The organism is Streptomyces sp. NPDC048277 (genome assembly GCF_040652235.1).
Classification (GTDB): domain Bacteria; phylum Actinomycetota; class Actinomycetes; order Streptomycetales; family Streptomycetaceae; genus Streptomyces.
Window position 1 is genome coordinate 55,388 of sequence record NZ_JBEZLQ010000009.1, and the last position, 24,897, is coordinate 80,284.

Here is a 24,897-nt window from a genome sequence, read left to right on the forward strand (position 1 = left end):
GGCATCTCGCGGTCACATTGTCCGGACATTGCGACCAGCACAGCGAAGGAGAAGGCGGCGCTCAGGATCGTACGAGCAGCTGAAACTCGAAGGAGTAGCGGGTCGGCCGGTAGATGTGGTCGCCGAACTCGACGGCACGGCCGGTGTCGTCGTACGTGGTGCGCTGCATGGTGAGCAGCGGGGCGCCCTCCGGCTCGGCGAGCCGCTCGGCCTCGGCCGCCGTGGCGCCGCGCGCGCCGATGGACTGGCGGGCGCTGTGCAGGGTGATCCCGGCGGCCCGCATCAGGCGGTACAGGCCGGTCGCCTCCAGCTGACCGGTGTCCAGGTCGAGCAGGCCGGGCGGCAGATAGTTGGTCAGGTACGCCATCGGCTCGCCGTGCGCCAGCCGCAGCCGTTCGATGCGGTGGACCTCGGTCTCCTCGGCGACCCCGAGCGCGGCCGCGACCTCGGCGGTCGCCGGGACGACCGTGTTGACCAGGACCTTCGTCGCGGGCCGCTGCCCGGCCGACTCCAGGTCGTCGTAGAGGCTGCTGAGCTCCAAGGGGCGTTTGACCTGGCTGTGCACGACCTGGGTGCCGACGCCCCGGCGGCGGACCAGGAGGCCCTTGTCGACGAGGGACTGGATGGCCTGACGGACGGTCGGGCGGGACAGGCCGAGCCGTGCGGCGAGTTCGATCTCGTTGCCCAGCAGGCTGCCGGGGGTGAGCGAGCCGTGCTCGATGGCCGCTTCCAGCTGCTGGGCGAGCTGGAAGTACAACGGCACCGGTGAGCTTCGGTCCACTCTGAGGTCGAGCGACACGGTCGGGTCCACATCTGGTTTCGGCACGGGCCCGAGCGTATCTCCGTGACGGGTTGGCGGGAAGTTGTCTGGTTCGATTGTCCGGACATACGGATTGACAGCGCACCGTGTGCACCAGCACCTTGTTCCCATGCGCATCGGGGTCATCGGTACGGGCCGCATCGGCACCATCCACGCGAACACGCTCAGCCGCAATCGCGAGGTCGGATCGCTGATCCTGACGGACGTGGACCCGGCGCGGGCCCAGGATCTCGCGCACCGCCTCGGGGAGACGGCGGCACCGGGGACGGACGAGATCTTCAAGTGGGGCGTGGACGCCGTGGTGATCACCACCGCGACCTCGGCGCATGCGGACCTGATCGGCCGGGCGGCGCGCTCCGGGCTGCCGGTGTTCTGCGAGAAGCCGATCGCCCTCGACCTGCCGGGCACGCTGCACGCCCTGGCCGAGGTGGAGAAGGCCGGGACCGTGCTGCAGATGGGCTTCCAGCGGCGCTTCGACAAGGGCTACGCGGGCGCCCGGGAGGCGGTGCGCTCCGGGCGGCTCGGACGGTTGCACACCGTACGGGCGCTGACCTCCGACCAGTCGCCGCCCCCTCCGGAGTGGCTGCCGCTGTCCGGCGGGCTGTTCCGGGACACGCTGATCCACGACTTCGACGTGCTGCGCTGGGTGACCGGCCGCGAGGTGGTCGACGTGTACGCGACCGGCTCGGACGCCGGGCCCGCGATGTTCCGCGAGGCCGGTGACGTCGACACGGGCGCGGCACTGCTCACCCTGGACGACGGCATGCTGGCCACGGCCACGGCGGCCCGGCTGAACGGCGCCGGGTACGACGTACGCATGGAGCTCGCCGGAGAACGGGACACCGTGGTGGTCGGACTGGACGACCGCACGCCGGTGGCCTCGACCGAGCCGACCGGACCGCCGCCCGCGGACAAGCCGTGGCCCGGCTTCCTGGAGCGGTTCGGGCCCGCCTACGAGGCGGAGCTGTGCGCCTTCGTCGACGTGGTGCGGGGCGCGCTCGCCAACCCCTGCGACGGGCGCGAGGCGCTCCAGGCGCTGCGGATCGCGGAGGCCTGCGAGATGTCCCGGCACGAGCGAAGACCGGTGGCACTGGCGGAGATCCCCGACCGGCTCGGCTGAGCGGCCCCGGACCGGCGTGCGGTACGGCCCCGGTCCCCGGGACCGCCATCACCTTCCGCCACCTGCCCCCGCCCCCTCCCCCGCCGCCACTCGCTACCAGCGCACCGGCAGGCGCCTCACCCCTCTCATCAGCGTTCCCGGCAGCCACTCCCCCGGCGGGCCGTCCAGGGCCAGGTCCGGGGCCCGCTCCAGGAGGGAACGCAGGGCGATACGGGCCTCCAGACGGGCCAGGGGTGCGCCCAGGCAGTAGTGGATGCCGTGGCCGAAGGCGAGGTGGCCGCGGTTGTCGCGGCGGATGTCGAAGCGGTCGGGCTCGGCATAGCGGGCCCCGTCGCGGTCGGCGGCGGTGAGGCCGATCATCACGGGGTCGCCCTGGGCGATGGCGGTGCCGGCGATCTCCAGGGGTTCGGCGGCGTACCGGTACGTCGCGTTCTCCACCGGGCCCTCCCAGCGCAGGACCTCCTCGACCGTGCCGTCCAGCAGGCTCATGTCGGCGCGCAGGGCGGCCAGTTGGTCCGGGTGGGTGAGCAGGGCGAGGACGCCGTTGCCGATCAGGTTGACGGTGGTCTCGTGGCCGGCGATCAGCAGCAGGTACGCCATGCCGCGCAGCTCGTCGACGGAGAGCCGGTCCCCGTCCTCGGCGGTGGTGCGGAGCAGGTCGCTGAGCAGGTCGCCGCTCGGGCCCGCGCACCGCTTGTCCTCGATCAGCTCCGCCAGGTACTCGCCGAGCCCCACGAACGCCTCGTACTCCCCGCCCGAACCGCTGGGCACGATCGCCTCGTTGGAGAGCTTCCGGAACCGCGCGCGGTCCAGTTCGGGGACGCCGAGCAACTCGCTGATCACCGTGATGGGCAGCGGGTAGGCGAGGGCGTCGATGAGGTCGGCGCGGCCGCGCGGGAGCATCTCGTCGAGCAGCCGGTCGGTGATCTGCTGGATTCTCGGGCCCAGTTCGGCCACGCGGCGTGCGGTGAAGGCGCGTGTGATGAGTCCGCGCAGCCGGGTGTGCTGGGGCGGGTCGGCGACCAGCAGGTACTTGCCGATCAGCTCCTCGTCCAGGAACCGGAATCCGATTTCGGCGGTGTCCTTGGCCAGTCTGGGGTCGGCGAGCGCCGCCCGCGCCTCCTCATACCCCACGACCAGCCAGCTCTCGTAGAACTGGTCGGCGCCCGGCAGCCGCACCCGGTGCACCGGGCCGCGCTCCCGCAGCCGCGCGTACACCGGGTGCGGGTCGATACGGAACCTGTCGCCGTACTCCCCCAGGTCGATCACCCGCGTCATGTGCTCCCCCTTCAGGACGCGTCCCCCGAGTCATCCCTGTACATCCACAACGCACCGGCCCCCCGATTGGTGCCCTCGGGGCCCGGGGACGCCCTAGGGAGTGTCTTCGAGCAGCCCCGCGTCGTACGCCAAGAGGGCGATCTGGACCCGGTTGTTGAGGCCGAGCTTGGCCAGGACCCGGGAGACATGGGCCTTGACGGTGGCGACGCTCATGAAGAGGCCGGTGGCGATCTCGGCGTTGGCGAGGCCCCTGCCGACGGCGACGGCGACCTCGCGTTCGCGCTCGTTGAGGGCGGCGAGCCGTTCACGCGCACGTGCCTGCCGGGTGTCGGCCCGGGTACCGGTACCGGCCGCGTGCCGCATCAGCTGGCGGGTGACGGCGGGTGACAGGACGGGGTCGCCGGCCGCGACCCTGCGTACCGCGTCGACGATCTGGGCGGGCGGGGTGTCCTTGAGGACGAACCCGGCGGCGCCCGCGCGCAGGGCGTGCAGCACCTGTTCGTCGGCGTGGAAGGTGGTCAGGACGACGACCTGCGGGGCGCCCGCACGCGCGCGCAGCCGCTCGGTGGCGGTGAGCCCGTCCACGGCCTGCATGCGGATGTCCATCAGGACGACGTCCGGGTGGGTGCGGTCGACGAGCGCCTCGACCTCGTCGCCGTCGGCGGCCTCCCCGACGATCTCGATGTCCTCGGCCCCGCCCAGCATGAGGGACAGCCCCGCCCGCACCAGCGGATCGTCGTCGACGAGCAGCAGTCTGATCGCGGTCATGGCTCCTACGAAACCACGCGGGTACGCCATCACGTGGTGCGGTTCAGGCCGCCGCCGCCCAGGGCAGCCAGGCCCGCACCTCGAAGCCGCCGTCGGCGACGGCCCGGTGCTCGAGGCGTCCTCCGGCCAGCGTGGCGCGTTCGGTCAGGCCGATCAGGCCCTGCCCCGAGCCGGGGACGGGCGGGGCCTCGGTCTCGGGGGCGGGATTGTGCACGGTGATGTCCAGGCCGGCGCCCGGGGCGCCGGTGACCTTGACGGTGACCTCGGCGCCCGGCGCGTGCTTGCGGGCGTTGGTGAGGCCCTCCTGGGCGATGCGGTAGGCGGTACGGCCGACGGAGGCGGGGACGGCCGCCGGGTCGCCCACGTGGTTGTCGAGGGTGACCTTCATACCGGCCTGGCGGGACTCCGCGACGAGCGCCTCCAGGGCGGCCAGCGTGGGCTGCGGGCGGCCGCCGGCCTCGTCGCCGTCGGCCGCGCGGAGGACGCCGATGATCTCGCGCAGGTCCTGGAGTGCCTCGTGGGCGCTCTCCCGGATGACCCCGGCGGCCCGGGCGATCTCCTCCCGGGGTGCGTCGGGCCGGAACTCCAGGGCGCCTGCGTGCACGCTGAGCAGGGTCAGCCGGTGGGCGAGGACGTCGTGCATCTCGCGGGCGATGGCCTCCCGGGCCAGCCGCTGGGCCCGTTCGGCACGCAGCCCGGCCTCGGTCTCGGCGCGCCGGGCCCGGTCGCGCAGGGTGAGCATCAGCTGCCGTTTGGTGCGGACGAACATGCCGAGGCAGGCCACCAGGAGCGTCAGCAGCGAGGCGAGCACGACGACCACGAGGTAGGGCAGATCGGGGTCGGGCCGCCACCAGTAGAAGAGCGGGACCAGCGCCAGGCCGGCGGCGCAGATCCAGGCCAGGTGCCGGAAGGGCCGGTGCACGGCCACCGTGAAGAGGGCGACCATGGAGGCACCGCCCGCGGTGGCGGAGACGAAGCCGACCGGGATCATCGCCACGGCCAGGCCGAGCGGCCAGCGCCGGCGCAGCCAGACCATGCCGCAGGCGAGGCCGCCGATCAGCACGTCGAGGACGGCGACGGCGTGCGGGAGGTGCGTTTCGTGCCGGACGGAGTTCGCGGTGGCCGCACCGACGACGAGGGCCAGCAGGAACGAACTGAAGTCGACGAGCCAGTCCCGCGCGGTACGGCGGGGGCGCCGTCCGTCGGCGTCGGGATCGAGTTCATGGAGCACGGCCGACGGGAAGAGCCACCGCCTGCCCTCGAACGTCCGTACTGGAATGTCACCGCTCACGGTCGCCAAATCTACGCAGGCCCGGGCCGTGGCACCGCCCCGCGCACGGGATCGTCGACCAAAGTTGTGCTCGTGTGGACTTTCGATGTGCCACGCGCGCGTGGCGGCAGTCTTCCGACGGTACGACTCGCCCCACGGCCGATGGCATGGGGGGAAGCCGCGGGGCGAGGGTCGTACCGTGAGACAGCTGCCGGCACCACTGGCGGGTGGGCCTACGGCAACAGATCGTTCTCCTCGACGGCTGTTCGCCGTCGCGGGGAGCCGGAGGTCCGGCTGAACGCGGACCGGGCCTCCGGCTGGTCGCGCCGTTCCTGGTGTCGGACCGGTCGACTCGGCGGACTGCTCAGCAACCGAAGTCGATCAGGTCGAACGAGGCGTAGTGGTCCGACGTGTAGTAGTCCTCCTGGTACGCCTCACCGGTCACGATGCGTCGCGCTCCGCGCGTGGAGGAGCCGGGCGTGATGACCGTGTACTCGTGGTAGTAGCCGGAGGGCTCGCTCGGCAGGATGCCCTCCGAGTTGCGGAAGACGGTCCCGTCCTGCGAGTACGGGAACGGACCGTCCGAGGCGATCAGGTCGAGCGTGTCGTACGCCTGCGACGGCAGGGCGCTGTAGCAGATGCTGCCGACCGAGCTGGCAGCGGCGTCCGCCGTGGTGGCGGTGACGGTACCGCCGACGAGGAGGGCGGACAGCAGGGCGCCCGCGGCGCCGATGCGGGTGATTCGTGGGGGGAATCTCATGGCTCCATGATGACGCGCGTAGACAGTGGCATGTCAATGACAAGTCCGAAGAATTTTCCGTCAAGTCCCTTTCGTTTTCAGGGAGTTAACCTGGGGCCCGCCCTCTTCACTAGACAGGCCCCGACCTGCGCGAAGATCACGTCGGCGCTGCTAGGCGTTCTGCTCGGCGATGTACGAACCCCTGCGGCGCCCGCAACTCATCGGTCGCCGCCACGGCACCTCATCCCGCGTGCGTCGAGAACAGCCCGCCCGTCGGGCCCTGCTTGTCGCCGCCCTGGGCCTTCTTCAGGGCGTTGGCGAGGCTCTCGATGGTGAGGGACTGCAGGATCACCCGGCCGTTGCCCTCCAGGGTGGCCAGGGAGAGGCCCTCGCCGCCGAAGACGGCGTTCATGATGCCCTGCCTGTTGAGGCCGCCGACGCGCTGGACGCCGTACTGGATGCCCTCCTCGAAGGCGACGACACAGCCCGTGTCGACCTCTATACGGCCGCCGAAGTCAGCGGGGTTGAGGTCGATGAAGTTGCCCGCGCCGGCGATGATCACCGTGCCGTGGCCGGTGAACTTCTCCAGGATGAAGCCCTCGCCGCCGCTCATGCCGGTGCGGCCGCCGGCGAAGGCGATGCCGAACTCGACGCTGGACTCGGCGGCCACGAAGGCGTCCTTCTCGGCGAACCACGCGCGCGTGCCGTCGAGTTCCAGCGCGCGCATCTCGCCGGGGAGCACGCCCGCGAAGCCGACGGTGCCCTGGCCGCCCTGGGAGGTGAAGTACTGGAACGCCAGCGACTCGCCGGCGAGCATGCGCTGGCCGACCTGCATGGCGGTGCCCATGGCCTGGCGGAGCATGCCGCCCATGCCGCCGCCGCCCTGCGGCTGACCGCCGTTGCCCGACGGACCGCTCAGCCGGGTCTCCATGGTCACGTTCACCGTCTTGAACAGGAACTTTCCGGCTTCGCAGTAGACGGTCTGGCCGGGGTTCAGGTTGACGACCGCCATCTGCATGGCGTTGCCGACGATTTCTTGCTGAAGGGTCACGGGTGAAGAACGTAGCGGGCGGCCGACCGGTTCCCTCCGCGCGCCCACCCACCCGACTCGGCTGCTTGAGAAGCGAGGTCAAAGAGCCGCGGAGATGAAGAGCGGGCCCATTCGTCGAGCGCTCAGTACGCCCCGCCCGTCGCCCCGCGCCGCCCGTCGCGCCGCCACCGCTTTCGAGCGCGCTTCTTGAGAGGCCGAGTCGAGTGGGCGGGTGGGCAGGAGAGGTCAGGACAGTTCGCGGTGCCTTGTTGTCAGCCTCGCTGCTCCCGCCTCCGTCGGCGACCCGAACAACCGTAGCCGCGAGATGCCGCCGTCCGGGAAGATGTCCACGCGCGCGTGCGTGCCGACGGCGGGGGAAGCCAGTACGAAGCGGTGGTTCGTGTCCGGCTGGAGGCGGGTGCGCGGGAGGATCTCGCGCCACTCGCCGTCCTCGCCGTCCTTCACCGACACCGACGCCCAGCCCGCGCTGTTGCCCTTCAGGTACGCCGTGTCGATTTCGAGGGAGCGGATCTGGGACTGGGCCGTGAGGCGGTAGCTGATCCAGTCGTTGCCCTGGTCGCGGCGGCGGCGCGTCTCCCAGCCGTCGTCCATCTTGCGGGAGCGGCCCGGCTGGATGGTGTTGGTGGCCGGCGAGTAGAAGCGGTCGGACGCGTCCTCGACCTGGCCGCCGTGCTCCAGGGCGACCACGTCGAAGGTGCCCAGCGCCGCCAGCCACCGCGGATCGGGCACGACCTCGCCGTACACCCGCAGGCGTGCGATGCCGCCGTCGGGGTGCTGGTTGACGCGGAGGTGGGTGACGCGCTGTTCCACGGAGACGGTGAAGCCGTTCGCCGCGTGGCCGCCCACCGGGGTGCGCGGGACGAGGGGCGTCCACTTCACGTCGTCGGCCAGCAGGTCGTCCGGGGAGGGGGAGCCGGGGAAGGACGTGCCCTCGACCGACACCGCCTGGGGGTAGTTCCCGCGGAAGTGGGCCGTGTCGACGACGATCCCGCGTACGACGCCCGGCGCGCCGAGGCGTACCAGCGCCCAGTCGTGGTCCTCGGCCGTCGGCCAGGGGTGCCCGGCCGAGGCACCGCGGCGGCGGCGCGTCTCCCAGCCGTCCATGATCTTGCCCTTGTGCCCGAAGTGCTCGGGGTCGAACTCGGCCCGCCCGGGGACGAGAAGGTTCTCCCGCTCGGCGAAGAACTCGTCGTTGGCGGCGACGACCCCGGCACCGAGCTGCCGGTCGGCGAGGTTGGCGTACTGGGTGAAGGGGAAGTCGGCGGTGCGGTAGTCCGCGTACGGGTCGCCGCCGGAGTAGGGGTGCGCGTCGCCGGTGAAAGTCGGGATCGCCGTCAAAGGTGTTCCTTTCGGTGTCGGCCGTTGCGGGTGCGGGAGGGAGCGGGGTTCAGACGCGGGTGAGGAGGCGGCCGCGCGGGGGCGAGAACTCGCCGTCCGCGACGATGCGTTCGCCGCGCAGCCAGGTGGACTTCACGACGCCGTACAGGGTCCTGCCGGCGTACGCGGTGACCCGGTTGCGGTGCTGGAGGCCCGCCGGGTCGACCGTGAAGGTCTCGTCGGGCGCGAGGACGGCGAAGTCGGCGTCCCGGCCCGGTGCGATGGCGCCCTTGCGGTCGTCGAGGCCGACGAGCGCGGCCGTGCGGGCCGACATCCAGCGGACCACGTCCTCCAGGCCGTGGCCGCGCCTGCGGGCCTCGGTCCACACGGCGGCGAGGCTGAGCTGGAGGCCCGAGATGCCGCCCCAGGCGGTCGCGAAGTCGGCGGTCTTGAGGTCGGCCGTGGAGGGCGAGTGGTCGGTGACGACGCAGTCGACGGTGCCGTCCGCCAGTGCCTGCCAGAGCAGGTCCTGGTTGGCCGCCTCGCGGATCGGCGGGCAGCACTTGAACTCGCTGGCGCCGTCCGGGACCTCCTCGGCGGTGAGGGTGAGGTAGTGCGGGCAGGTCTCGACGGTGAGCCGGACGCCGTCCCGCTTGGCCTCGGCGATCAGCGGCAGCGCGTCGGACGAGGACAGGTGCAGGACGTGCACGCGCGCGTCGAGGCGTTTCGCCTGGGCGATCAGCTGGGCGATCGCCGTGTCCTCCGCCCCGCGCGGGCGGGAGGCGAGGAAGTCGGCGTACTTGGGGCCGCCCTGCTGTGGCGCGGCTTCCAGGTGGTGCGGGTCCTCGGCGTGCACGATCAGCAGGCCGCCGAAGGAGGCGATCTCCGCCAGGGACCGGGCGAGCTGCTCCTGGTCGAGATGCGGGAACTCGTCCACGCCGGACGGCGACAGGAACGCCTTGAAGCCGAAGACGCCGGCGTCGTGCAGCGGGCGCAGGTCCTCGACGTTGCCGGGCAGCGCGCCGCCCCAGAAGCCGACGTCGATGTGCGCCTTGTCGGCGGCGACATCACGCTTGACCCGGAGGTTGTCCACCGTGGTGGTCGGCGGGAGGGAGTTCAGCGGCATGTCGACGAGGGTGGTGATGCCGCCGGCCGCCGCCGCGCGCGTGGCGGTCCAGAAGCCCTCCCACTCGGTACGGCCCGGGTCGTTCACATGGACGTGGGTGTCGACCAGGCCGGGCAGCAGGACGTCGTCGCGGAAGTCCTCCAGGCGCGCACCCTCCGGGACCGGAGCGTCGTACGGCAGTACGGCCGTGATCGTCCCGGCGGACACGGCGACCGAGGCGGCCCGTGTCCCCTCCGGGGTGATGACGCGCGTCGAGCGCAGCACCAGTTCAGCGTCGGACACCCGGACCCCTCTCTCTGCCGCCGTTTTACTTCCGGGAAACGGGATTTACACCCATGTAACGGAATTCAACGTTCTGTTGAAGGAGTCTTCACTCCCACTCTCACGCCGTCAAGGGCACACTGCCTCTCACGGCCCCATGGGCGCCCGCTCTGGACGTTTCCACAAAGCGGAATTAGAATTCCGACAAGCAGAACGTAGCTATGTACAAGCGGGGAGTCAACCGGCTGCCGGGTAGGCTTCTGCCCCCTGCCCGCCCCGAGAGGCAGTCCCGAAAGGAACGCGCCGTGCCGACGTCCAGCGCCAGCACCACCGACTCCGCCAAGTCCGGCGGCGGGGTCCAGTCCCTCGAGCGCGCCTTCGATCTGCTGGAGCGGATGGCGGACGCGGGCGGCGAGGTGGGCCTCAGCGAGCTGTCCGCGAGCAGCGGGCTGCCGTTGCCGACGATCCACCGGCTGATGCGCACGCTGGTCGCCTGCGGCTATGTGCGCCAGCAGCCCAACCGGCGGTACGCGCTCGGGCCCCGGCTGATCCGGCTCGGCGAGTCGGCGTCCCGGCTGCTGGGCACGTGGGCGCGGCCGTATCTCGCGCGGCTGGTCGAGGAGACCGGGGAGACGGCGAACATGGCGCTGCTCGACGGGGACGAGATCGTGTACGTGGCACAGGTGCCGTCGAAGCACTCCATGAGGATGTTCACGGAAGTGGGGCGCCGGGTGCTGCCCCACTCGACCGGGGTGGGGAAGGCGTTGCTGGCGAATGTGCCGGACGCCGAGGTGCGGGCGCTGCTGGGGCGGACGGGAATGCCCGCGGCGACGGAGAAGACCATCACGACACCGGACGGCTTCCTCGCCGCGTTGGAGGAGGTACGGCGGCTGGGGTATGCCGTGGACGACAACGAGCAGGAGGTCGGGGTGCGGTGTCTTGCCGTGTCCGTGCCTGATTCGCCTACCGCCGCGGCCATTTCGATCTCCGGGCCTGCGGGGCGGGTCACGGAGGCGGCGACGGAGAAGATCGTGCCGGTGCTGCAGCAGGTGGCCGTTGAGTTGTCTCAGGCGTTGGTGAGTTCGGGAGCGTAAGGGGTGGCGCCGACCGGAGCGTTGGCGGGTGCGGGTGGGTGGGGGCTGGTCGCGCAGTTCCCCGCGCCCCTGACGGGGCGCTCAGGCTCTCGGTGTTTCGCCGAACAGGTCGACCGCCTCACGTACGTCCGACAGGCCCCGTGACAGTGCGCTCACCGAACCGATCGCTCCCGCTATCAGTAACAGGGACCGGCGCAGGCGGGGGATCTCCGGCATGCCGCCCGTCGCCATCGCCGCCAGGGCCGCCAGTTCGTCCTCGGCTATGACGCGGTCCGGGAACTCGGCCGGATGCGCGGCCAGTTCGCGGCGCAGTCTGGAGACCGCCGTGCGTAGTTCCGTAACCCTCGGATCATCGTCGCTGCCGGTCACTGGCCTCTGTCCCAAGCTCCGCAACACAGCTCTCCCCCCTCGCCAGGTGTCCCGTGGCGTTGGTCGGGCGCCTGGGGACGCGGGTCAGTAAACGCCCTCCCGTGCGGAAAGCGCTACAGCGCGGACCGAAATTCAGCCCTGCGGAACCGGCCGCCCGCACCGGTGTCGGGTATGCAGGACGCATGACGGACACGCATGACCAGATCGCCGGGCTGCTGCTGGCCGCCGGCGGTGGCAGACGGCTCGGCGGGCGGCCCAAGGCGCTGCTGACGCACCGGGGGCGACCCCTGGTGGAGTACGCGGTAGGGGTGCTGCGCGCGGGCGGCTGCGGGCCGGTCCATGTGGTCCTGGGGGCCCGTGCGGACGAGGTCCGGGAGCGGGCCGAACTGGACGGCTGCGTGATCGTGGAGAACCCGGACTGGGCCGAGGGCATGGGGTCCTCGCTGCGGGCGGGGCTGGAGTCGCTCGCCGGGACCGGGGCACGGGCCGTGGTCGTCTCGCTGGTGGACCAGCCGGGGATCGGGGCCGAGGCCGTCGCCCGGGTCATCGCCCGCCACCAGGACGAGTCGTCCCTGGTGTCGGCCGCCTACGACGGCGTGCGCGGGCATCCCGTGCTGTTCGGTGCCCGGCACTGGGCGGGGATCGCCGCCGGCGCGGTCGGGGACCAGGGCGCCCGCGGCTATCTCAAGACCCACGAGGAGACGATCACGCTGGTCGAGTGCGGGGACGTGGCCGAGCCGTACGACATCGACACGGAGGCCGATCTGGGCCACCTTGAGTGAGCGGGATGACACTGAGCGCCACTTTGGCTCGACTCGGAGAATCTTGACATCAACAAACGATTGAACTTCCACGATGAGGAAACTAGTATCCACTGTTCAGAAGCGCCCGACCCCTGAGCGGGCGTGCTTCGCTCCACCCGGAACGACTGGCACCCGGTGCCACCGCTGAAGGAAGTGACAGCTCATGTCCGCACCAGCGCCGTCTCCGCCGGCCATCGTCGACGCCGCGCCCCTGCCCCGGCAGGAGGAGGTCCTCACCGACGCGGCGCTCGCCTTCGTCGCCGAGCTGCACCGGCGGTTCTCCCCGCGCCGCGCCGAACTCCTCGCCCGCCGCGCCGAGCGTCGTGCCGAGATCGCCCGCACCTCCACGCTCGACTTCCTCCCGGAGACCGCCGCGATCCGCGCGGACGACTCCTGGAAGGTGGCCCCCTCCCCCGAGGCGCTGAACGACCGGCGGGTCGAGATCACCGGCCCCACCGACCGCAAGATGACCATCAACGCCCTCAACTCGGGCGCCAGGGTCTGGCTCGCGGACTTCGAGGACGCCTCAGCGCCGACCTGGGAGAACGTCGTCCTGGGCCAGCTGAACCTGATCGACGCGTACACCCGGAACATCGACTTCACGGACGCCGGCTCGGGCAAGTCGTACGCCCTGCGCCCGAACGAGGAGCTGGCGACGGTCGTCATGCGGCCGCGCGGCTGGCATCTCGACGAGCGGCACATCGAGGTCGACGGCGAGCAGGTCCCCGGCGCCTTCGTCGACTTCGGGCTCTACTTCTTCCACAACGCCCAGCGGCTGCTCGACCTCGGCAAGGGGCCGTACTTCTACCTCCCGAAGACCGAGTCGCACCTCGAAGCCCGGCTCTGGAACGACGTGTTCGTCTTCGCGCAGGACTACGTCGGCATCCCGCAGGGCACCGTCCGCGCCACCGTGCTGATCGAGACGATCACCGCCGCGTACGAGATGGAGGAGATCCTGTACGAACTGCGGGATCACGCCTCGGGGTTGAACGCCGGCCGCTGGGACTATCTCTTCTCGATCGTCAAGAACTTCCGTGACGGCGGGCCCAGGTTCGTCCTCCCGGACCGCAACGCGGTGACGATGACGGCCCCGTTCATGCGGGCGTACACCGAACTCCTCGTCCGTACCTGCCACAAGCGCGGGGCGCACGCGATCGGCGGCATGGCGGCCTTCATCCCGTCCCGCCGGGACGCCGAGGTCAACAAGGTCGCCTTCGAGAAGGTCCGCGCCGACAAGGACCGCGAGGCGAACGACGGCTTCGACGGCTCCTGGGTCGCCCACCCCGACCTGGTCCCGATCGCCATGGAGTCCTTCGACCGGGTCCTCGGCGACCGGCCGAACCAGAAGGACCGGTTGCGCGAGGACGTCCATGTCGAGGCCGCCGACCTGATCGCGATCGACACGCTGAAGGCGAAGCCGACGTACCCCGGTCTGGTCAACGCCGTCCAGGTGGGCATCCGTTACATCGAGGCGTGGCTGCGCGGCCTGGGCGCGGTGGCCATCTTCAACCTCATGGAGGACGCGGCCACCGCGGAGATCTCCCGCTCGCAGATCTGGCAGTGGATCAACGCGGGCGTCGAGTTCGAGAACGGCGAGAAGGCCACTCCGGAGCTGGCCCGCAAGGTCGCCGCCGAGGAACTCGCCGCCATCCGCGAGGAGACCGGCGAGGAGGCCTTCGCGGCCGGCCACTGGCAGCAGGCCCACGACCTACTGCTCCAGGTCTCCCTCGACGAGAACTACGCGGACTTCCTGACCCTGCCCGCATACCGGCAACTCCGGGGCTAGGAACCGGGCTTGTCCGAGTGGCCCAGGGGCTTTCCCGGGGCCACTCGGTCGCGTACGGCCTGCTTCACGGCCGTCGGCTCCGGGAAGCCCTGGTCGCGGCGGTCCCAGACGACCTCGTCGTTCACCCGGACGACGAAGACCCCGCCCTTGCCGGGCTTCAGGGCCAGTTCGGTCAGCTCGGTCTCGAAGGTGGTCAGCAGTTCCTGCGCCAGCCAGGCCGCGCGGGGCAGCCAGCGGCACTGGGTGCAGTACTCGATCTCGACGCGCTGCGTCTCGACGCTCTGGCTGTCACTCATCCGAGGTGCACCGACCAATCCTGTTGAGCCGCGGGCTTGCCGTGCAGGTCGGGGACCCGCTTCAGCCACGCCGGGCGTCCCTGCCGCGTCCTGGCCGCACGGGCGGCCTCCTCGGCCGCGAGCTGGTCGCGGCCCGGGAAATCGGTGGGGAGCCACTCGGCCGAGGCCCGCACCCGGGCCAGCAGATAGCCGACGTAGGCCTCGCGCACCTCGTCGGGCGTGCCGAAGCCGGTGGCGGTGCCGGCTCCGGCGTCGGTGAGCCAGGCGTCCGGGACCTCGGCGAGGATCTCGCGCAGCAGTTCCTCGGTCACCCTGGGGGCGAGTTCGGCGTCGGCGGCGCGGGTGTCGGGGCCGTACCGGCCGAGGGCGTGGTGGCGGAAGTCGTACGCCTTCGCGGGCGTCGAGGTGTCCCAGCGGTGGTGGAAGACGAGGGCGGCGCCGTGGTCGATGAGCCACAGGTGCGGGGTCGCGGTGCCGAAGGTGGGCCAGACCATGAGGTTGGAGCTGTGGACCGTGCGGTCGACGTTGACGGTGAGCGCGTCCAGCCAGACGACCCGGCCCGCCTCCAGCGGGTCCACGGGGAAGACCTGGGCGATCTCCGGGGTGAAGTCCGCGGCGCCGGGCAGGAAGTCCATCCCGAGGTTCACTCCGCCGCTGGCCGCGTGCAGGTCGCGCACCTCCTGGTGCGGCTCCTCCGCGGCGATCGCCGGGTCGAAGTGCACCAGGACCAGCTCGGGGAAGCGCAGCCCGAGCGCCCGCGCCAGCTCCCCCACGATCACCTCGGCGACCAGCGCCTTGTGGCCCTGCGCGGAGCCGGTGAACTTGACCACGTACGTCCCGAGGTCGTCGGCCTCGACGATGCCGGGAACCGAGCCGCCCGATCGCAGCGGTGCGACATAGCGGGTCGCGGTGACCTCCCTCAGCATGTCCGCCCCTCATTCCGGCCTGAGCGCTTGCAGCCGGCGCGCTTCCGGCCTCCGACGTGAAGTGACCAGCGTAACCGAGCGTGACAGAGCCGGGTTCGTCGTCAGTGATCGCCGCCGCGGCTCTCGATCCGGAAGCCGAACGGCACCGTCCCCGGGTCGAGGGCCGTGGTTCCGCCGTCCACCGTGAGGGTCGCGCCGTTGACGAAGGAGGCCGCGGGCGACAGCAGCCAGGCGATCGCCTCGGCGACCTCGGCCGGATCGCCCGGGCGGGCGGCGGGCACCAGCGCCGTGGCCTCCGCGTACGCCTCCTCGACCCCGCCGGCCAGGCCCTCCTCGGCCGCGAAGCGGGCCATGCGGCCGTCGGCCATCTCGGTGCGCACCCAGGTGGGGCACACGGTGTTGGCCCGCACCCCCCGGCTTCCGTAGTCGACGGCCACCGAGCGGCACAGCTGGAGGAGCGCGGCCTTGGAGGTGGCGTACGCGGCGTTGCCCCACCCGTTGCGCAGCGCCGCGACGGAGGCGACCGCGACGACCGAGCCGCGGGCCGCCAGCAGGTGCGGGAGCGCGGCGCGCAGGATCAGGAACGGGCCGGTCAGATTGGTGCGCATGACCTCGGCCCAGGTCTCGTCCGAGAGGTCGCCGACCGCGCCGCTGCGGCCGATGCCCGCGTTGAGGACCAGTCCGTCGAGCCGGCCGTGGTGGGAGACCGCGGTGTCGACGAGGTCCTGGACCGCCGTCGGGTCCGCGAGGTCGCCGGGGTGGGCCAGGGCGCCGGTCTCGTCGGCCAGCCGCCGCAGCGGCTCGGGCCGCCGCCCGCCGATGACGACCTGGTGTCCGGCGGCCCGCAGCAGCCGGGCGGTGGCGGCGCCGATGCCGGTACCGCCACCGGTCACTACGACAACTCGCTGGTCTGCCATGACCGTTGGCGCTCCTCACCGGCAGGGGATCAGGCCAGGCGATCCTATGCGGACGGCACCGCGGCGCCGCCGGTCGAGGCGACTTCAGGCCAGCGGGTTGGGCAACGGCAGATAGCGCGCGTCGGCGCCGTCCGCGCCGGTCCAGCGCAGCAGCAGGTTCGTCTTGCCCGGCAGGGTCGGCGAGGTCAGCAGCCCGGCCACCTCCGGGAGCGGATGCCGTCCCAGCTCCCGCCGCGCCGCGGGCCACGGGTCGAACCCGGGGTGCCGCTCGGCGAGGGCGACGGCGACCTCGGTCAGATGGTTGACGACCAGGCAGTACACCAGCCGCTCCCACCCGGCGGCCCGCTCCACGTCGGCCAGCAGCTTCACCCCCTCGGCGTCCCGGTACAGCGCCTGCACCGGCAGGCCGTCCGCGTCTACGGCGACCAGGGTGTTCTGCAGATGCGCCTCCAGGACGACGCCGTGCTCGGCGAAGGCGGTGAGGGCCGGGGGTACGACCGCGCCCAGGTACGCCTGCCACCAGGCCTCCGGATCCGCCGCCGCGGCCAGCGGGTCGCCGTCGTAGCCCTCGACCAGGCCCGCCGCGAGCAGCGGGGTCGCCCCCGGCAGCAGCGGCCCGCGCAACCCGTCCCGCACGATGACCGCGAGTTCCTCGAAGGCGAAGCGCGCGGTGCGGTAGCCGCGGTCGCCGAGCCAGCCGGCCGGTCCGTCCATCGCCGCGAAGGCGGCGGTCGCGGCCGCGTTCGTACGGTGCAGTTTCCGCAGGTCGTGGGCCCACAGCCGACGGATGTCGTTGGTGATCCGGACATCCAGGCTGAACTTGAGGAACAGGTCCCGCACCGGCTCGTACACCGTGCGGATCGCGGCCGTCGGCCAGGCCTCGAAGTCCGTCCCGCCGAGGCGCAGCAGCCGCCCGTCCGCGAAGGCCGGGGCGAGATCGCGGGCGACCAGGTCGAGCTGCCAGGGGTGGGCCGGCAGCAGCCGGTATCCCTGCGGTACGGCGGCGAGCGCGTCCAGCGCCGCCATGTCGCCCTCCTCGGCCACCTGGTCCTCCCGCACCCCGAGCAGCACCAGCGGGAACCGGGCGTGCACCTCGGGGGCGTACGGCAGCCAGGCGGCGACCGGGCCGCCGCCGCGCGCCTTGGGGGCGGGGTGGTAGGGATGGCCGGTGATGAGGGACTGCTCCGAGCGCAGGTACGGGTCGTCGGGCGCCGTCGCCCGGGCGCGTGCCGTGAGCAGCGCGGCGACCGCGTCCCGGCTGTCGATCATCTCGGTCGGCAGGTCGCCGTTGGACAGCCCGGTGTGCCTGCGCAGTTCCTCGGCGACGAGTTTCACCAGCTCGGCGTGGCCGATGCGGTGCCAGCGGCCGGCCGCGTACACCTCGGGCGCGGCGGGCCGGCGTCCGCCGCGCACCCGCAGCAGCCGTCCGCCGCCGGGCAGCCGGTAGACCCGCGGCTGCCCGTCCCCGGTGTCCGGGAGCGGCTGGGCCACCTCCCGCAGCAGACAGTTGAGCAGGGGCGCGGCAGCGTACGCGTCGGCGCGCTCTCCGACGGCGTCGGCGTCGCTGGGGGGCATGAGGTCCACGCGATCCATTCGTTCTCCACGTCCACACAGTCCGACCGGTCCGCGTCCGCACGGTCCGATCACCTTCAGTATGTCTCTCGTCGACGGGCATCAGGACCGTCGTACCCGCCCCCGAGGAGCCCTCCCGTGCACCGTCCCTCCCCCATCGAGAACCGGCTCGCCGCGGAGCTGGCCGAGGTACGGCCGGACCTCGTCGACCGGTACACGGCCGAGCTGCCCGGGGCGCGGGCGGCGGTGCTGACCCGGCTGTGGCGGGCGCTGGCGCACGAGCCGCTGCCGTGGGTGGCGCGCCGGGTGCGCGGGGCCCACAGCCTGGCCCTGTGGCTGGCCGACGGGCGCGCGCTGCACGGTCCGCACGCGGATCCGTACGCCACCGACGCGTATGTGACCGCGGTACGGCTGGACGGGGTGCCGTACGACGATCCGGCGCGGCTGATGACGGATCTCGGGTGGCCGCACTCGGCGGGGTTCGCGGCCGAACTCGGGCACAGTGCCGCGTCGTTGGCGCTGTCGCGGGCGGATCAGGAGTTTCCCCCGAAGGAGTGGCCGGTGGGGGCCGCCCCGGCCGCGGGCCGGGGCAGGGACTGGGAGTGGGAGCAACGGGTGGTCGACGGGCACCCCTTCCACCCCAACTGCCGTTCCCGGCCGGGTTTCTCGGCGGCGGAGCAGCTCGCGTACGGGCCGGAGCACCGGCCGGTGGTACGGCTGGAGACGGTCCCGGTCGCGGCCGCTGAGTGCCTGCTGACCGGCGACTGGCCGAACGAACTCCGGGACGGGGACCGGTTGTTGATCCCCGTGCATCCCTGGCAGAGCGCTCATGTGCTCAAGGGCGGCACCGGCGGGCCCTGGCGGGACGCTCACCCGCTGATGTCCCTGCGTACGCTGGCCCTCCCCGACGGACCCCATGTGAAGACCGCGCTCAGCGCCCGGCTGACCTCGTCCGTGCGGGACATCTCGGCGTACTCGATCGACGCGGCGATGACACTGTCGTCCTTCGCTGCGGACCTGGCGTCCCGCACGGACGGACTCCTGCACATCACCCGCACCCTGGGCGCGGCGACCGCCGACTCCCCCGATCTGGCGGCGGTGCTGCGCGAGTCCCCCGAGGCGTACGCGGCACCCGGCGAACACGTCCTGCCGGTGGCCGCCCTGGCCACCACCGCCCTGCCCGGATCGCCGTCCTGGCTGGCCGACTTCACCCGTCTCGCGCTGACGGTCGGACTGCGCCTCCTCGACCTGGGCGTGGCCCTGGAGGCACATGGCCAGAACCTCCTCGTGGTGCTCTCGGCGACCGGCGCGCCGCTGCGTCTGGTCTACCGCGACCTGGCCGACATCCGCCTCGGTCCCGCCCGTCTGGCCCGCCACGGCATCACCCCGCCCGACCTGACGGGCCGCCTGGTCACGGACGACGAAACGACTCTGCGCCGCAAGCTGTTCGGCTCCCTCGTCGCGGGCGCCCTGGCGGGCACGGCGGGCTCGGGGACGGCCCTGGCGACGGCCCTGGAGGCGGTCGTCCCGGACCTGCCGCCGACCCCCGACCTGACGGCCCTCCGCGAAGGCCCGCTGCCCGCGAAGGCGTTGACGCTGATGCGGCTGTCGCCGGAGGTGCCCGGGGACCAGTGGGCGGCGCTGCCGAACCCGCTCGCCGGGACCCGGTGACCGACGGTCGCCCGCCGCCCTCCGTTGGTCTGCCGGTCACTCCCGTTTCGGCGCCCGGACCTCGTTTTGGAGCCCGGCACCTCTGATCAATAAGATCCGCCGATGATCAGAACACAACGGCTGGCGGCGGGAGTCTGCGCTCTGCTCGCCGCCCTGGGGGCCGGGATCGCGTTCCCCGGCGGAGCGGTCGCCGACGAGACCGACGGCCAGGCCGCTCCCAAGGTGGAGCTCGTGCTGGACGTCAGCGGGTCCATGCGGACGGCGGACATCGACGGCGGGACGCGGATGGCCGCGGCCAAGCAGGCGTTCAACGAGGTGCTGGACGCGACCCCCGAGGGGGTCCAGCTCGGCATCCGCACGCTCGGCGCCAACTACCACGGCAACGACCGCAAGACGGGCTGCAAGGACACCGCGCAGCTCTACCCGGTCAGCACGCTGGACCGCACCGAGGCGAAGACCGCCGTGGCCACGCTCACGCCCACCGGGTGGACCCCGATCGGCCCCGCGCTGCTCAAGGCGGCCGACGACCTCCAGGGCGGTGACGGGACCCGCCGTATCGTCCTGATCAGCGACGGCGAGGACACGTGCCCGCCGCTGGACCCGTGCGAGGTGGCCCGCGAGATCGCCGCCAAGGGCGTCGGGCTGACCATCGACACCCTCGGCCTGGTGCCGGACGCGAAGACCCGCGACCAGCTGAGCTGCATCGCGGACGCGACCGGCGGCACGTACACCTCCGTGCAGCACAAGGAGGAACTGAGCGACCGGGTCGGCCAGTTGGTGGACCGGGCGGCGGACCCCGTGGTGACGCCGGTGGCGACCGAGGGCACCGGCCAGTGCTCCTCCGCGCCCGCGCTGAAGTCGGGGCTGTACACCGACCGTGAGGAGTTCGGGCAGCAGCGCTGGTACAAGGTCGACGTCAACCCCGGCCAGGAGCTGCGCGCTTCGGTGAGTGTCGCCGCCGACCGGGCCGTCAACGCGAACTACGGTGTGCTGCTGCGGGCGGTGACCGCGCACGGGCGCGAGATCGTGCGGGGCGAGGCGTCGGGCACGGGCCGTACGGACGTGATCTCGACCGGACTGCGCTACCCGAAGGCCGAGAGCGACGACGACAACGCCGCCGCCGAGACCGTCTGCATCCAGGTGACCAACTCCTTCTCGGCCGCGTCCGGGGTGAAGACCAGTCCCGGTCTGCCGGTCGAGCTGACGGTCGACGTGGTGGACGGGCCGTCGAAGGCGAGCGACGTCGCCTCCTTCGGTCTGGGCCGCGGCTGGTGGCTGCTCGGCGCGCTGGTGCTGACCGGCTTCCTCGCGGGTCTGCTGTGGGGCTGGGTGTCGCGCTGGCGGGTCGCGGTCTGGAGGACCAACTGATGCGGATCACACGTGTGTTGAACACCCTGAGCGCCGCCCTGCTGGCGGCGGGACTGGCGGCGGGGCCAGCGGTCGCCGACGACGCCTCGCCCTCCCCGAGCGCCTCGGACGACAGCGCCGCGCCCACCCAGGCGGGCACGTCCTTCCGTACGGCGACCGAGATCGACCAGGGCCTGCAGGCGACGGCCAGCGGATCGACGGGGGACTACCTGTACTGGTCGTTCCCGGCGGACGCCGGCCAGCGTCCCGACGTGAAGGCGACGGTCAAGCTGCCCGACTCGCACGCGGCGCAGACCTGGCAGATAGACGTGTACGACGGCCTGCGGCGCCGCCAGTCCTGCCAGTACGGCGCGCAGACCCGCACGGCCGCGCAGGGCACCGCCTCGGTGGAGCTGGCCTGCGTGATGCGTACCGTGCGCGCGTGGTCGGAGCCGTGGGCCGACGACCCGCTGCCGGGCACGTACTACATCCGGCTGACGGTGGTGAACCTGGGCTCGGCGGACCTCGGTCAGCCGGTGAGCGCCGAGGTCCGGGTGGACTCCAAGGACATCGGCGGCTCGGCGGCGGTGGACGGCTCGCTGGCGAAGCCGCTGGTGCCGGGGATCGCGGTCAAGTCCGAGTCGGACGAGAGCAGTTCCTCGACCACGAAGTCGGCGAAGTCGGCCGTGCTGTCCAGCATCGAACCCGACGGCGGATGGTCCTCCGGCTGGTGGACGGACCGTTGGGTGTGGACCGGGATCGGCGGCGTGCTGGCCGCGCTGGCCGGGATCGGCGGGTATGCGCTGACCCGGGGGTCGGGGCGGCCGTCCCGGATACCGCCGGGCGCCTGACCCCGTTGCCCACCCACCCACCCGACTCGGTCACCTGAAGAGTCCGAGTCCGGGGTGGCGGCCAGTCGCCACGCCACCCCGGACTCGGCCGGGCCGACGACGGAACCCCGGGCATCAACCGATCCCGATGCCGCCCCGGCTCGATCGGCGATCGGCGATCGGCCGAGCCCCCGGGTCTCCGTCCCGCACACCGGCCGAGCCGCCGGTGCCCGGGACGGAGACCCGGCCTCACACCTCTCGTAGCTCCTTGGCCAGCGCCCCGTCCCCCGTCACCGTCACCCGTCCCGCCCGCACCGCGTCCGGCAGCCCCAACTCCCCCTGGGCCAGCGCCGTACAGGTCTCCGTGTCGAGCAGCAGCCGTGCGTCGGGCTCGCGCGGTGCCGGACCGTCGCCGTACACCGGACCGTCCTCCGCGCCGACGTGCAGATGGAAGTCCCCCTCCTCCAGCCGGACCTCGACGAGCCCCTCGCCCTCCAGGGCCCGGAGCAGCGGCAGCGCCAACCAGTGGGCGCGTACGGCGTCGGTGGGCCGGCGTTCGCCCAGCTCGGGCTCCCCCCATGTGCCCAGCGCCTGGAGCACCGGCAGCAACTCCCGCCCGCGCCGGGTGAGTTCGTAGACGTAGGCGGCACCCGGCGGCGGCAGCCGCCGCCTGTTCGTGACCCCGTCCCGCTCCATGTCCTTCAGCCGGGAGGCGAGGACGTCCGTGCTGACCCCGGGCAGATCCGCGTGCAGGTCCGTGTAGCGGCGGGGACCGGCGAGCAGTTCGCGGACGATCAGCAGGGTCCAGCGGTCGCCGACGACGTCGAGGGCGCGGGCTGCGGAACAGTACTGGTCGTAGCTTCGGCGAGGTGACATGCGACGCAGTCTAGACAAGATGTTGGACTTTCCAAGCTCCTACTTGGTAAAACCAAGCAACACGAGTTCCCGGAGGGGCGCATGGAGTTCCGGCAGTCCAACAAGCTCAGCGAGGTCTGTTACGAGATCCGCGGACCGGTGATCGAGCACGCCAACGCGCTGGAGGAGGCGGGCCACAGCGTGCTGCGCCTGAACACCGGCAACCCCGCGCTGTTCGGCTTCGAGGCGCCGGAGGAGATCCTCCAGGACATGATCCGGATGCTCCCGCAGGCGCACGGCTACACGGACTCGCGCGGCATCCTCTCCGCCCGCCGGGCCGTGGCGGGGCGCTACCAGACCCTGGGCCTGGAGGTGGGCGTCGACGACGTCTTCCTGGGCAACGGCGTGTCGGAGCTGGTCTCGATGGCCGTACAGGCGCTGGTGGAGGACGGCGACGAGATCCTGATCCCGGCCCCGGACTTCCCCCTCTGGACGGCCGTGACGACCCTCGCCGGCGGAAAGGCGGTGCACTACCTCTGCGACGAGCAGGCCGACTGGTACCCGGACCTGGCCGACATGGAGTCGAAGATCACGGACCGAACCAAGGCCGTGGTGATCATCAACCCGAACAACCCGACCGGCGCGGTGTACCCCCGGGAGATCCTGGAGGGCATCCTCGACCTGGCCCGCCGGCACGGCCTGATGGTCTTCGCGGACGAGATCTACGACCAGATCCTGTACGACGACGCCGTCCACCACTCGACCGCGGCCCTCGCCCCCGACCTGGTGGTCCTCACCTTCTGCGGCCTGTCGAAGACGTACCGGGTGGCCGGCTTCCGCTCGGGCTGGCTGGTCGTCACCGGCCCCAAGCAGCACGCCAAGGACTACCTGGAGGGCCTCACCATGCTGGCCTCCATGCGGCTGTGCCCCAACGCGCCCGCCCAGTACGCCATCCAGGCCGCGCTCGGCGGCCGCCAGTCCATCCGCGAACTCACCTCCCCCGGCGGCCGGCTGCACGAGCAGCGCACGGTGGCCTGGGAGAAGCTCAACGAGATCCCGGGCGTCTCCTGCGTCAAGCCGAAGGGCGCGCTCTACGCGTTCCCGCGCATCGACCCCAAGGTCCACCCGATCCACGACGACGAGAAGTTCGTGCTGGACCTGCTGCTCCAGGAGAAGATCCAGGTCGTCCAGGGCACCGGCTTCAACTGGCCCACCACCGACCACTTCCGCATCCTCACCCTCCCCCACGCGGAGGACCTGGAGACGGCTATCGGCCGGATCGGACGGTTCCTGAGCGGCTATCGGCAGTAGCCACACCGGGCGGCGGACGGCCCGGGCTCTTAGCCTCGGACCCATGGGTGATCTCTTTCTCGTCCGGCACGGTGAGACCGAGTGGTCGCGGTCCGGACGGCATACCGGCTGGACCGACGTGCCGCTCACCGAGCACGGGCGGGCCGAGGCGCGGCGGCTGGTGCCGTTGATCCGTTCCCATCGCATCGGCGCCGCCTTCGTCAGCCCGCTCCAGCGGGCCCGGGAGACCGCCGAGCTGATCGGGGTGCCCGATGCCCGGATCGACACCGACCTGCGGGAATGGGACTACGGCGGCTACGAGGGCGTGACCACCGTGGAGATCCAGCGCACCCGGCCGGGCTGGTTCCTGTTCACGGACGGGGTCGCGCCCGGTCCGCCGGAGCACCCCGGGGAGACCCCGGAGCAGGTCGGGGAACGCGCCGACCGGATGCTGGCCAAGGTCGACGCGGCCCTCGCCAACACGGAGGGGGTCGTGCTGCTGGTGGCCCACGGCCACTTCCTGCGCGTCCTGACCGCCCGCCGCCTCCATCTGCCCCCGTCCGAGGGGGCCCTCTTCCAGCTGGCGACCGGAACGCTGTGCCGGCTGAGCACGGAGCACGCGCGGCCGGTGATCGCGGGGTGGAACATCCGGCCCAGCACGTAGCGGGACCCCGCTGTCAGTCCCCGGTCGTAGCCTTCGGAGAAGGGATCAGTACCGCTCGACGCCGGGAAGGAGCACGCCGTGGCCCGACCGACCACCGCCGCGCAGCGGCGTGTCATCGACGCCGCCGACCCGGTCACCGGACGGCTGCGGGGCACGGACGCGCAGCTGGCGGCGCTGGTGAGGCACGGCCTCGCCTTCCGGCACCCGCGCCCGCCGCACGACCACTTCCTGACGCCGGCGGGGCATCGGATACGGGAGGCGGCTCCGCAGCCCCAGCTGGTGGCCCAGCCCGAGCCGGACGGGGTGTTCGCCGCGCGCGTCGGCGGCGAGGAGACGGCCGTCGGCGGACCCGCCCGCGTCCGCGAGGTGCACAGCGCCTGGCAGGGGCTGCTCGAACTGCGCCGGATGACCAACCCCGACGGCGCCGTGGACCGGCCGTGCGGCTGGGAGCGTACGCATCTGGTGCGGGCCGCCGCCCTCGCCCTGGAGGCGGCCGGGCACCCGCCCGAGGGGCCGGACACCGCCGGCTACCGGGTGCGTGCGACCCCGCAGCCGGAGGCGGTCGCCGTGTACGCGCCGGAGGGCGAGCGCTTGCGGGCCTGCGCGGCGACCCTGGAGCAGGCCGGCTGGCAGACCGGCGAGTACACGGAACCCCGGACCAGAACGCGCTATCTGCTGGCATCGCCGCGCCGGGTGTGACGGGCGTGCCAGGATCATCGCGACAGAG

The 24,897-nt window shown here is 72.3% G+C and carries 24 protein-coding genes; 10 read left to right on the plus strand and 14 right to left on the minus strand.

From position 1 onward, the window contains the following. Window positions 1-61: 61 nt before the first annotated feature. Window positions 62-799, minus strand: coding sequence for a GntR family transcriptional regulator (locus AB0D85_RS20630; RefSeq protein WP_362322596.1), 738 nt, complete (start codon window positions 797-799; stop codon window positions 62-64). Window positions 800-929: 130 nt separating this feature from the next. Here AB0D85_RS20630 and AB0D85_RS20635 point away from each other — a divergent pair, with 130 nt between their 5' ends. After that, the gene (locus AB0D85_RS20635) at window positions 930-1,940 is read left to right on the plus strand and encodes a Gfo/Idh/MocA family oxidoreductase (protein WP_362322070.1); all 1,011 of its coding nucleotides are present in this window, start codon (window positions 930-932) and stop codon (window positions 1,938-1,940) included. A gap of 93 nt (window positions 1,941-2,033) precedes the next feature. Here the strand turns inward: AB0D85_RS20635 and AB0D85_RS20640 are convergent, their stop codons facing one another. From AB0D85_RS20640 to allB, 7 genes are all read right to left on the minus strand, one after another. Then, on the minus strand, window positions 2,034-3,218 hold the full coding sequence (locus AB0D85_RS20640; protein ID WP_362322072.1) for a cytochrome P450: 1,185 nt from the start codon (window positions 3,216-3,218) through the stop codon (window positions 2,034-2,036). Between the two features lie 93 nt (window positions 3,219-3,311). Beyond that, window positions 3,312-3,986: a response regulator transcription factor gene (locus tag AB0D85_RS20645; RefSeq protein ID WP_362322074.1), complete on the minus strand. Its 675-nt coding sequence runs from the start codon at window positions 3,984-3,986 to the stop codon at window positions 3,312-3,314. A gap of 43 nt (window positions 3,987-4,029) precedes the next feature. Next, window positions 4,030-5,277 carry a histidine kinase gene (locus AB0D85_RS20650; protein WP_362322076.1) on the minus strand — a complete coding sequence of 416 codons (1,248 nt, stop codon included), beginning with the start codon at window positions 5,275-5,277 and terminating at the stop codon, window positions 4,030-4,032. A 343-nt stretch (window positions 5,278-5,620) separates the two neighbouring features. Next, entirely contained in the window at window positions 5,621-6,016 is a 396-nt protein-coding gene (locus AB0D85_RS20655) for a ribonuclease domain-containing protein (protein ID WP_362322078.1), read from the minus strand. A 220-nt stretch (window positions 6,017-6,236) separates the two neighbouring features. Continuing rightward, window positions 6,237-7,046: an AIM24 family protein gene (locus AB0D85_RS20660; protein WP_362322080.1), complete on the minus strand. Its 810-nt coding sequence runs from the start codon at window positions 7,044-7,046 to the stop codon at window positions 6,237-6,239. A gap of 225 nt (window positions 7,047-7,271) precedes the next feature. After that, window positions 7,272-8,384, minus strand: coding sequence for an allantoicase (gene alc / locus AB0D85_RS20665; RefSeq protein WP_362322082.1), 1,113 nt, complete (start codon window positions 8,382-8,384; stop codon window positions 7,272-7,274). Window positions 8,385-8,433: 49 nt separating this feature from the next. Continuing rightward, complete coding sequence (allB, locus tag AB0D85_RS20670; RefSeq protein WP_362322084.1) at window positions 8,434-9,771, minus strand: allantoinase AllB; 1,338 nt, start codon at window positions 9,769-9,771, stop codon at window positions 8,434-8,436. 284 nt (window positions 9,772-10,055) lie between these two features. Here allB and AB0D85_RS20675 point away from each other — a divergent pair, with 284 nt between their 5' ends. Further along, on the plus strand, window positions 10,056-10,844 hold the full coding sequence (locus AB0D85_RS20675) for an IclR family transcriptional regulator (RefSeq protein ID WP_362322086.1): 789 nt from the start codon (window positions 10,056-10,058) through the stop codon (window positions 10,842-10,844). An 81-nt stretch (window positions 10,845-10,925) separates the two neighbouring features. On the opposite strand, the gene AB0D85_RS20680 is transcribed toward AB0D85_RS20675, so the two are convergent. Continuing rightward, on the minus strand, window positions 10,926-11,240 hold the full coding sequence (locus AB0D85_RS20680; RefSeq protein WP_355715078.1) for a DUF5955 family protein: 315 nt from the start codon (window positions 11,238-11,240) through the stop codon (window positions 10,926-10,928). Window positions 11,241-11,395: 155 nt separating this feature from the next. Between AB0D85_RS20680 and AB0D85_RS20685 the strand changes: the two genes are divergently transcribed. Next, entirely contained in the window at window positions 11,396-11,995 is a 600-nt protein-coding gene (locus AB0D85_RS20685; protein ID WP_362322089.1) for a nucleotidyltransferase family protein, read from the plus strand. 184 nt (window positions 11,996-12,179) lie between these two features. Next, complete coding sequence (gene aceB / locus AB0D85_RS20690; protein ID WP_362322091.1) at window positions 12,180-13,802, plus strand: malate synthase A; 1,623 nt, start codon at window positions 12,180-12,182, stop codon at window positions 13,800-13,802. On the opposite strand, the gene AB0D85_RS20695 is transcribed toward aceB, so the two are convergent. The 4 genes from AB0D85_RS20695 to AB0D85_RS20710 form a co-directional block, all read right to left on the minus strand. Beyond that, a complete protein-coding gene (locus AB0D85_RS20695; RefSeq protein ID WP_362322093.1) occupies window positions 13,799-14,098 on the minus strand; it encodes a SelT/SelW/SelH family protein in 300 nt (99 codons plus the stop codon). The two genes, aceB and AB0D85_RS20695, sit on opposite strands and share 4 nt — an antisense overlap. Continuing rightward, window positions 14,095-15,024: a HipA family kinase gene (locus AB0D85_RS20700; RefSeq protein WP_362322095.1), complete on the minus strand. Its 930-nt coding sequence runs from the start codon at window positions 15,022-15,024 to the stop codon at window positions 14,095-14,097. The genes AB0D85_RS20695 and AB0D85_RS20700 overlap by 4 nt, the downstream gene beginning before the upstream one ends. Before the next feature lie 101 nt (window positions 15,025-15,125). Next, on the minus strand, window positions 15,126-15,941 hold the full coding sequence (locus tag AB0D85_RS20705; protein ID WP_362322097.1) for an SDR family oxidoreductase: 816 nt from the start codon (window positions 15,939-15,941) through the stop codon (window positions 15,126-15,128). A gap of 84 nt (window positions 15,942-16,025) precedes the next feature. Beyond that, entirely contained in the window at window positions 16,026-17,534 is a 1,509-nt protein-coding gene (locus tag AB0D85_RS20710) for an IucA/IucC family protein (RefSeq protein ID WP_362322099.1), read from the minus strand. 117 nt (window positions 17,535-17,651) lie between these two features. Between AB0D85_RS20710 and AB0D85_RS20715 the strand changes: the two genes are divergently transcribed. From AB0D85_RS20715 to AB0D85_RS20725, 3 genes are all read left to right on the plus strand, one after another. Then, on the plus strand, window positions 17,652-19,184 hold the full coding sequence (locus AB0D85_RS20715) for an IucA/IucC family siderophore biosynthesis protein (RefSeq protein ID WP_362322101.1): 1,533 nt from the start codon (window positions 17,652-17,654) through the stop codon (window positions 19,182-19,184). A gap of 102 nt (window positions 19,185-19,286) precedes the next feature. After that, complete coding sequence (locus tag AB0D85_RS20720; protein WP_362322103.1) at window positions 19,287-20,552, plus strand: VWA domain-containing protein; 1,266 nt, start codon at window positions 19,287-19,289, stop codon at window positions 20,550-20,552. Beyond that, the gene (locus AB0D85_RS20725) at window positions 20,552-21,382 is read left to right on the plus strand and encodes a hypothetical protein (RefSeq protein ID WP_362322105.1); all 831 of its coding nucleotides are present in this window, start codon (window positions 20,552-20,554) and stop codon (window positions 21,380-21,382) included. The genes AB0D85_RS20720 and AB0D85_RS20725 overlap by 1 nt, the downstream gene beginning before the upstream one ends. A gap of 228 nt (window positions 21,383-21,610) precedes the next feature. Here the strand turns inward: AB0D85_RS20725 and AB0D85_RS20730 are convergent, their stop codons facing one another. Next, window positions 21,611-22,237 carry a winged helix-turn-helix transcriptional regulator gene (locus tag AB0D85_RS20730; RefSeq protein WP_362322107.1) on the minus strand — a complete coding sequence of 209 codons (627 nt, stop codon included), beginning with the start codon at window positions 22,235-22,237 and terminating at the stop codon, window positions 21,611-21,613. 81 nt (window positions 22,238-22,318) lie between these two features. On the opposite strand from AB0D85_RS20730, the gene AB0D85_RS20735 reads away from it, so the two are divergent. The 3 genes from AB0D85_RS20735 (at window position 22,319) to AB0D85_RS20745 (ending at window position 24,869) form a co-directional block, all read left to right on the plus strand. Further along, window positions 22,319-23,527 carry a pyridoxal phosphate-dependent aminotransferase gene (locus tag AB0D85_RS20735; RefSeq protein WP_362322109.1) on the plus strand — a complete coding sequence of 403 codons (1,209 nt, stop codon included), beginning with the start codon at window positions 22,319-22,321 and terminating at the stop codon, window positions 23,525-23,527. 43 nt (window positions 23,528-23,570) lie between these two features. Continuing rightward, window positions 23,571-24,170 (plus strand): histidine phosphatase family protein, encoded by a 600-nt coding sequence (locus tag AB0D85_RS20740; protein WP_362322111.1) that lies wholly within the window; start codon window positions 23,571-23,573, stop codon window positions 24,168-24,170. A gap of 78 nt (window positions 24,171-24,248) precedes the next feature. Continuing rightward, window positions 24,249-24,869, plus strand: coding sequence for a hypothetical protein (locus AB0D85_RS20745; protein WP_362322113.1), 621 nt, complete (start codon window positions 24,249-24,251; stop codon window positions 24,867-24,869). Window positions 24,870-24,897 lie beyond the last annotated feature (28 nt).

What these genes read in the sequence shown, in the direction of transcription:
- AB0D85_RS20635 (WP_362322070.1), top strand. Translation starts at nt 930, where the DNA reads ATGCGCATCGGGGTCATCGGTACGGGCCGCATCGGCACCATCCACGCG.
- AB0D85_RS20640 (WP_362322072.1), bottom strand. Translation starts at nt 3,218, where the DNA reads ATGACGCGGGTGATCGACCTGGGGGAGTACGGCGACAGGTTCCGTATC.
- AB0D85_RS20645 (WP_362322074.1), bottom strand. Translation starts at nt 3,986, where the DNA reads ATGACCGCGATCAGACTGCTGCTCGTCGACGACGATCCGCTGGTGCGG.
- AB0D85_RS20655 (WP_362322078.1), bottom strand. Translation starts at nt 6,016, where the DNA reads ATGAGATTCCCCCCACGAATCACCCGCATCGGCGCCGCGGGCGCCCTG.
- AB0D85_RS20685 (WP_362322089.1), top strand. Translation starts at nt 11,396, where the DNA reads ATGACGGACACGCATGACCAGATCGCCGGGCTGCTGCTGGCCGCCGGC.
- aceB (WP_362322091.1), top strand. Translation starts at nt 12,180, where the DNA reads ATGTCCGCACCAGCGCCGTCTCCGCCGGCCATCGTCGACGCCGCGCCC.
- AB0D85_RS20695 (WP_362322093.1), bottom strand. Translation starts at nt 14,098, where the DNA reads ATGAGTGACAGCCAGAGCGTCGAGACGCAGCGCGTCGAGATCGAGTAC.
- AB0D85_RS20700 (WP_362322095.1), bottom strand. Translation starts at nt 15,024, where the DNA reads ATGCTGAGGGAGGTCACCGCGACCCGCTATGTCGCACCGCTGCGATCG.
- AB0D85_RS20705 (WP_362322097.1), bottom strand. Translation starts at nt 15,941, where the DNA reads ATGGCAGACCAGCGAGTTGTCGTAGTGACCGGTGGCGGTACCGGCATC.
- AB0D85_RS20710 (WP_362322099.1), bottom strand. Translation starts at nt 17,534, where the DNA reads ATGGATCGCGTGGACCTCATGCCCCCCAGCGACGCCGACGCCGTCGGA.
- AB0D85_RS20720 (WP_362322103.1), top strand. Translation starts at nt 19,287, where the DNA reads ATGATCAGAACACAACGGCTGGCGGCGGGAGTCTGCGCTCTGCTCGCC.
- AB0D85_RS20725 (WP_362322105.1), top strand. Translation starts at nt 20,552, where the DNA reads ATGCGGATCACACGTGTGTTGAACACCCTGAGCGCCGCCCTGCTGGCG.
- AB0D85_RS20730 (WP_362322107.1), bottom strand. Translation starts at nt 22,237, where the DNA reads ATGTCACCTCGCCGAAGCTACGACCAGTACTGTTCCGCAGCCCGCGCC.
- AB0D85_RS20735 (WP_362322109.1), top strand. Translation starts at nt 22,319, where the DNA reads ATGGAGTTCCGGCAGTCCAACAAGCTCAGCGAGGTCTGTTACGAGATC.
- AB0D85_RS20740 (WP_362322111.1), top strand. Translation starts at nt 23,571, where the DNA reads ATGGGTGATCTCTTTCTCGTCCGGCACGGTGAGACCGAGTGGTCGCGG.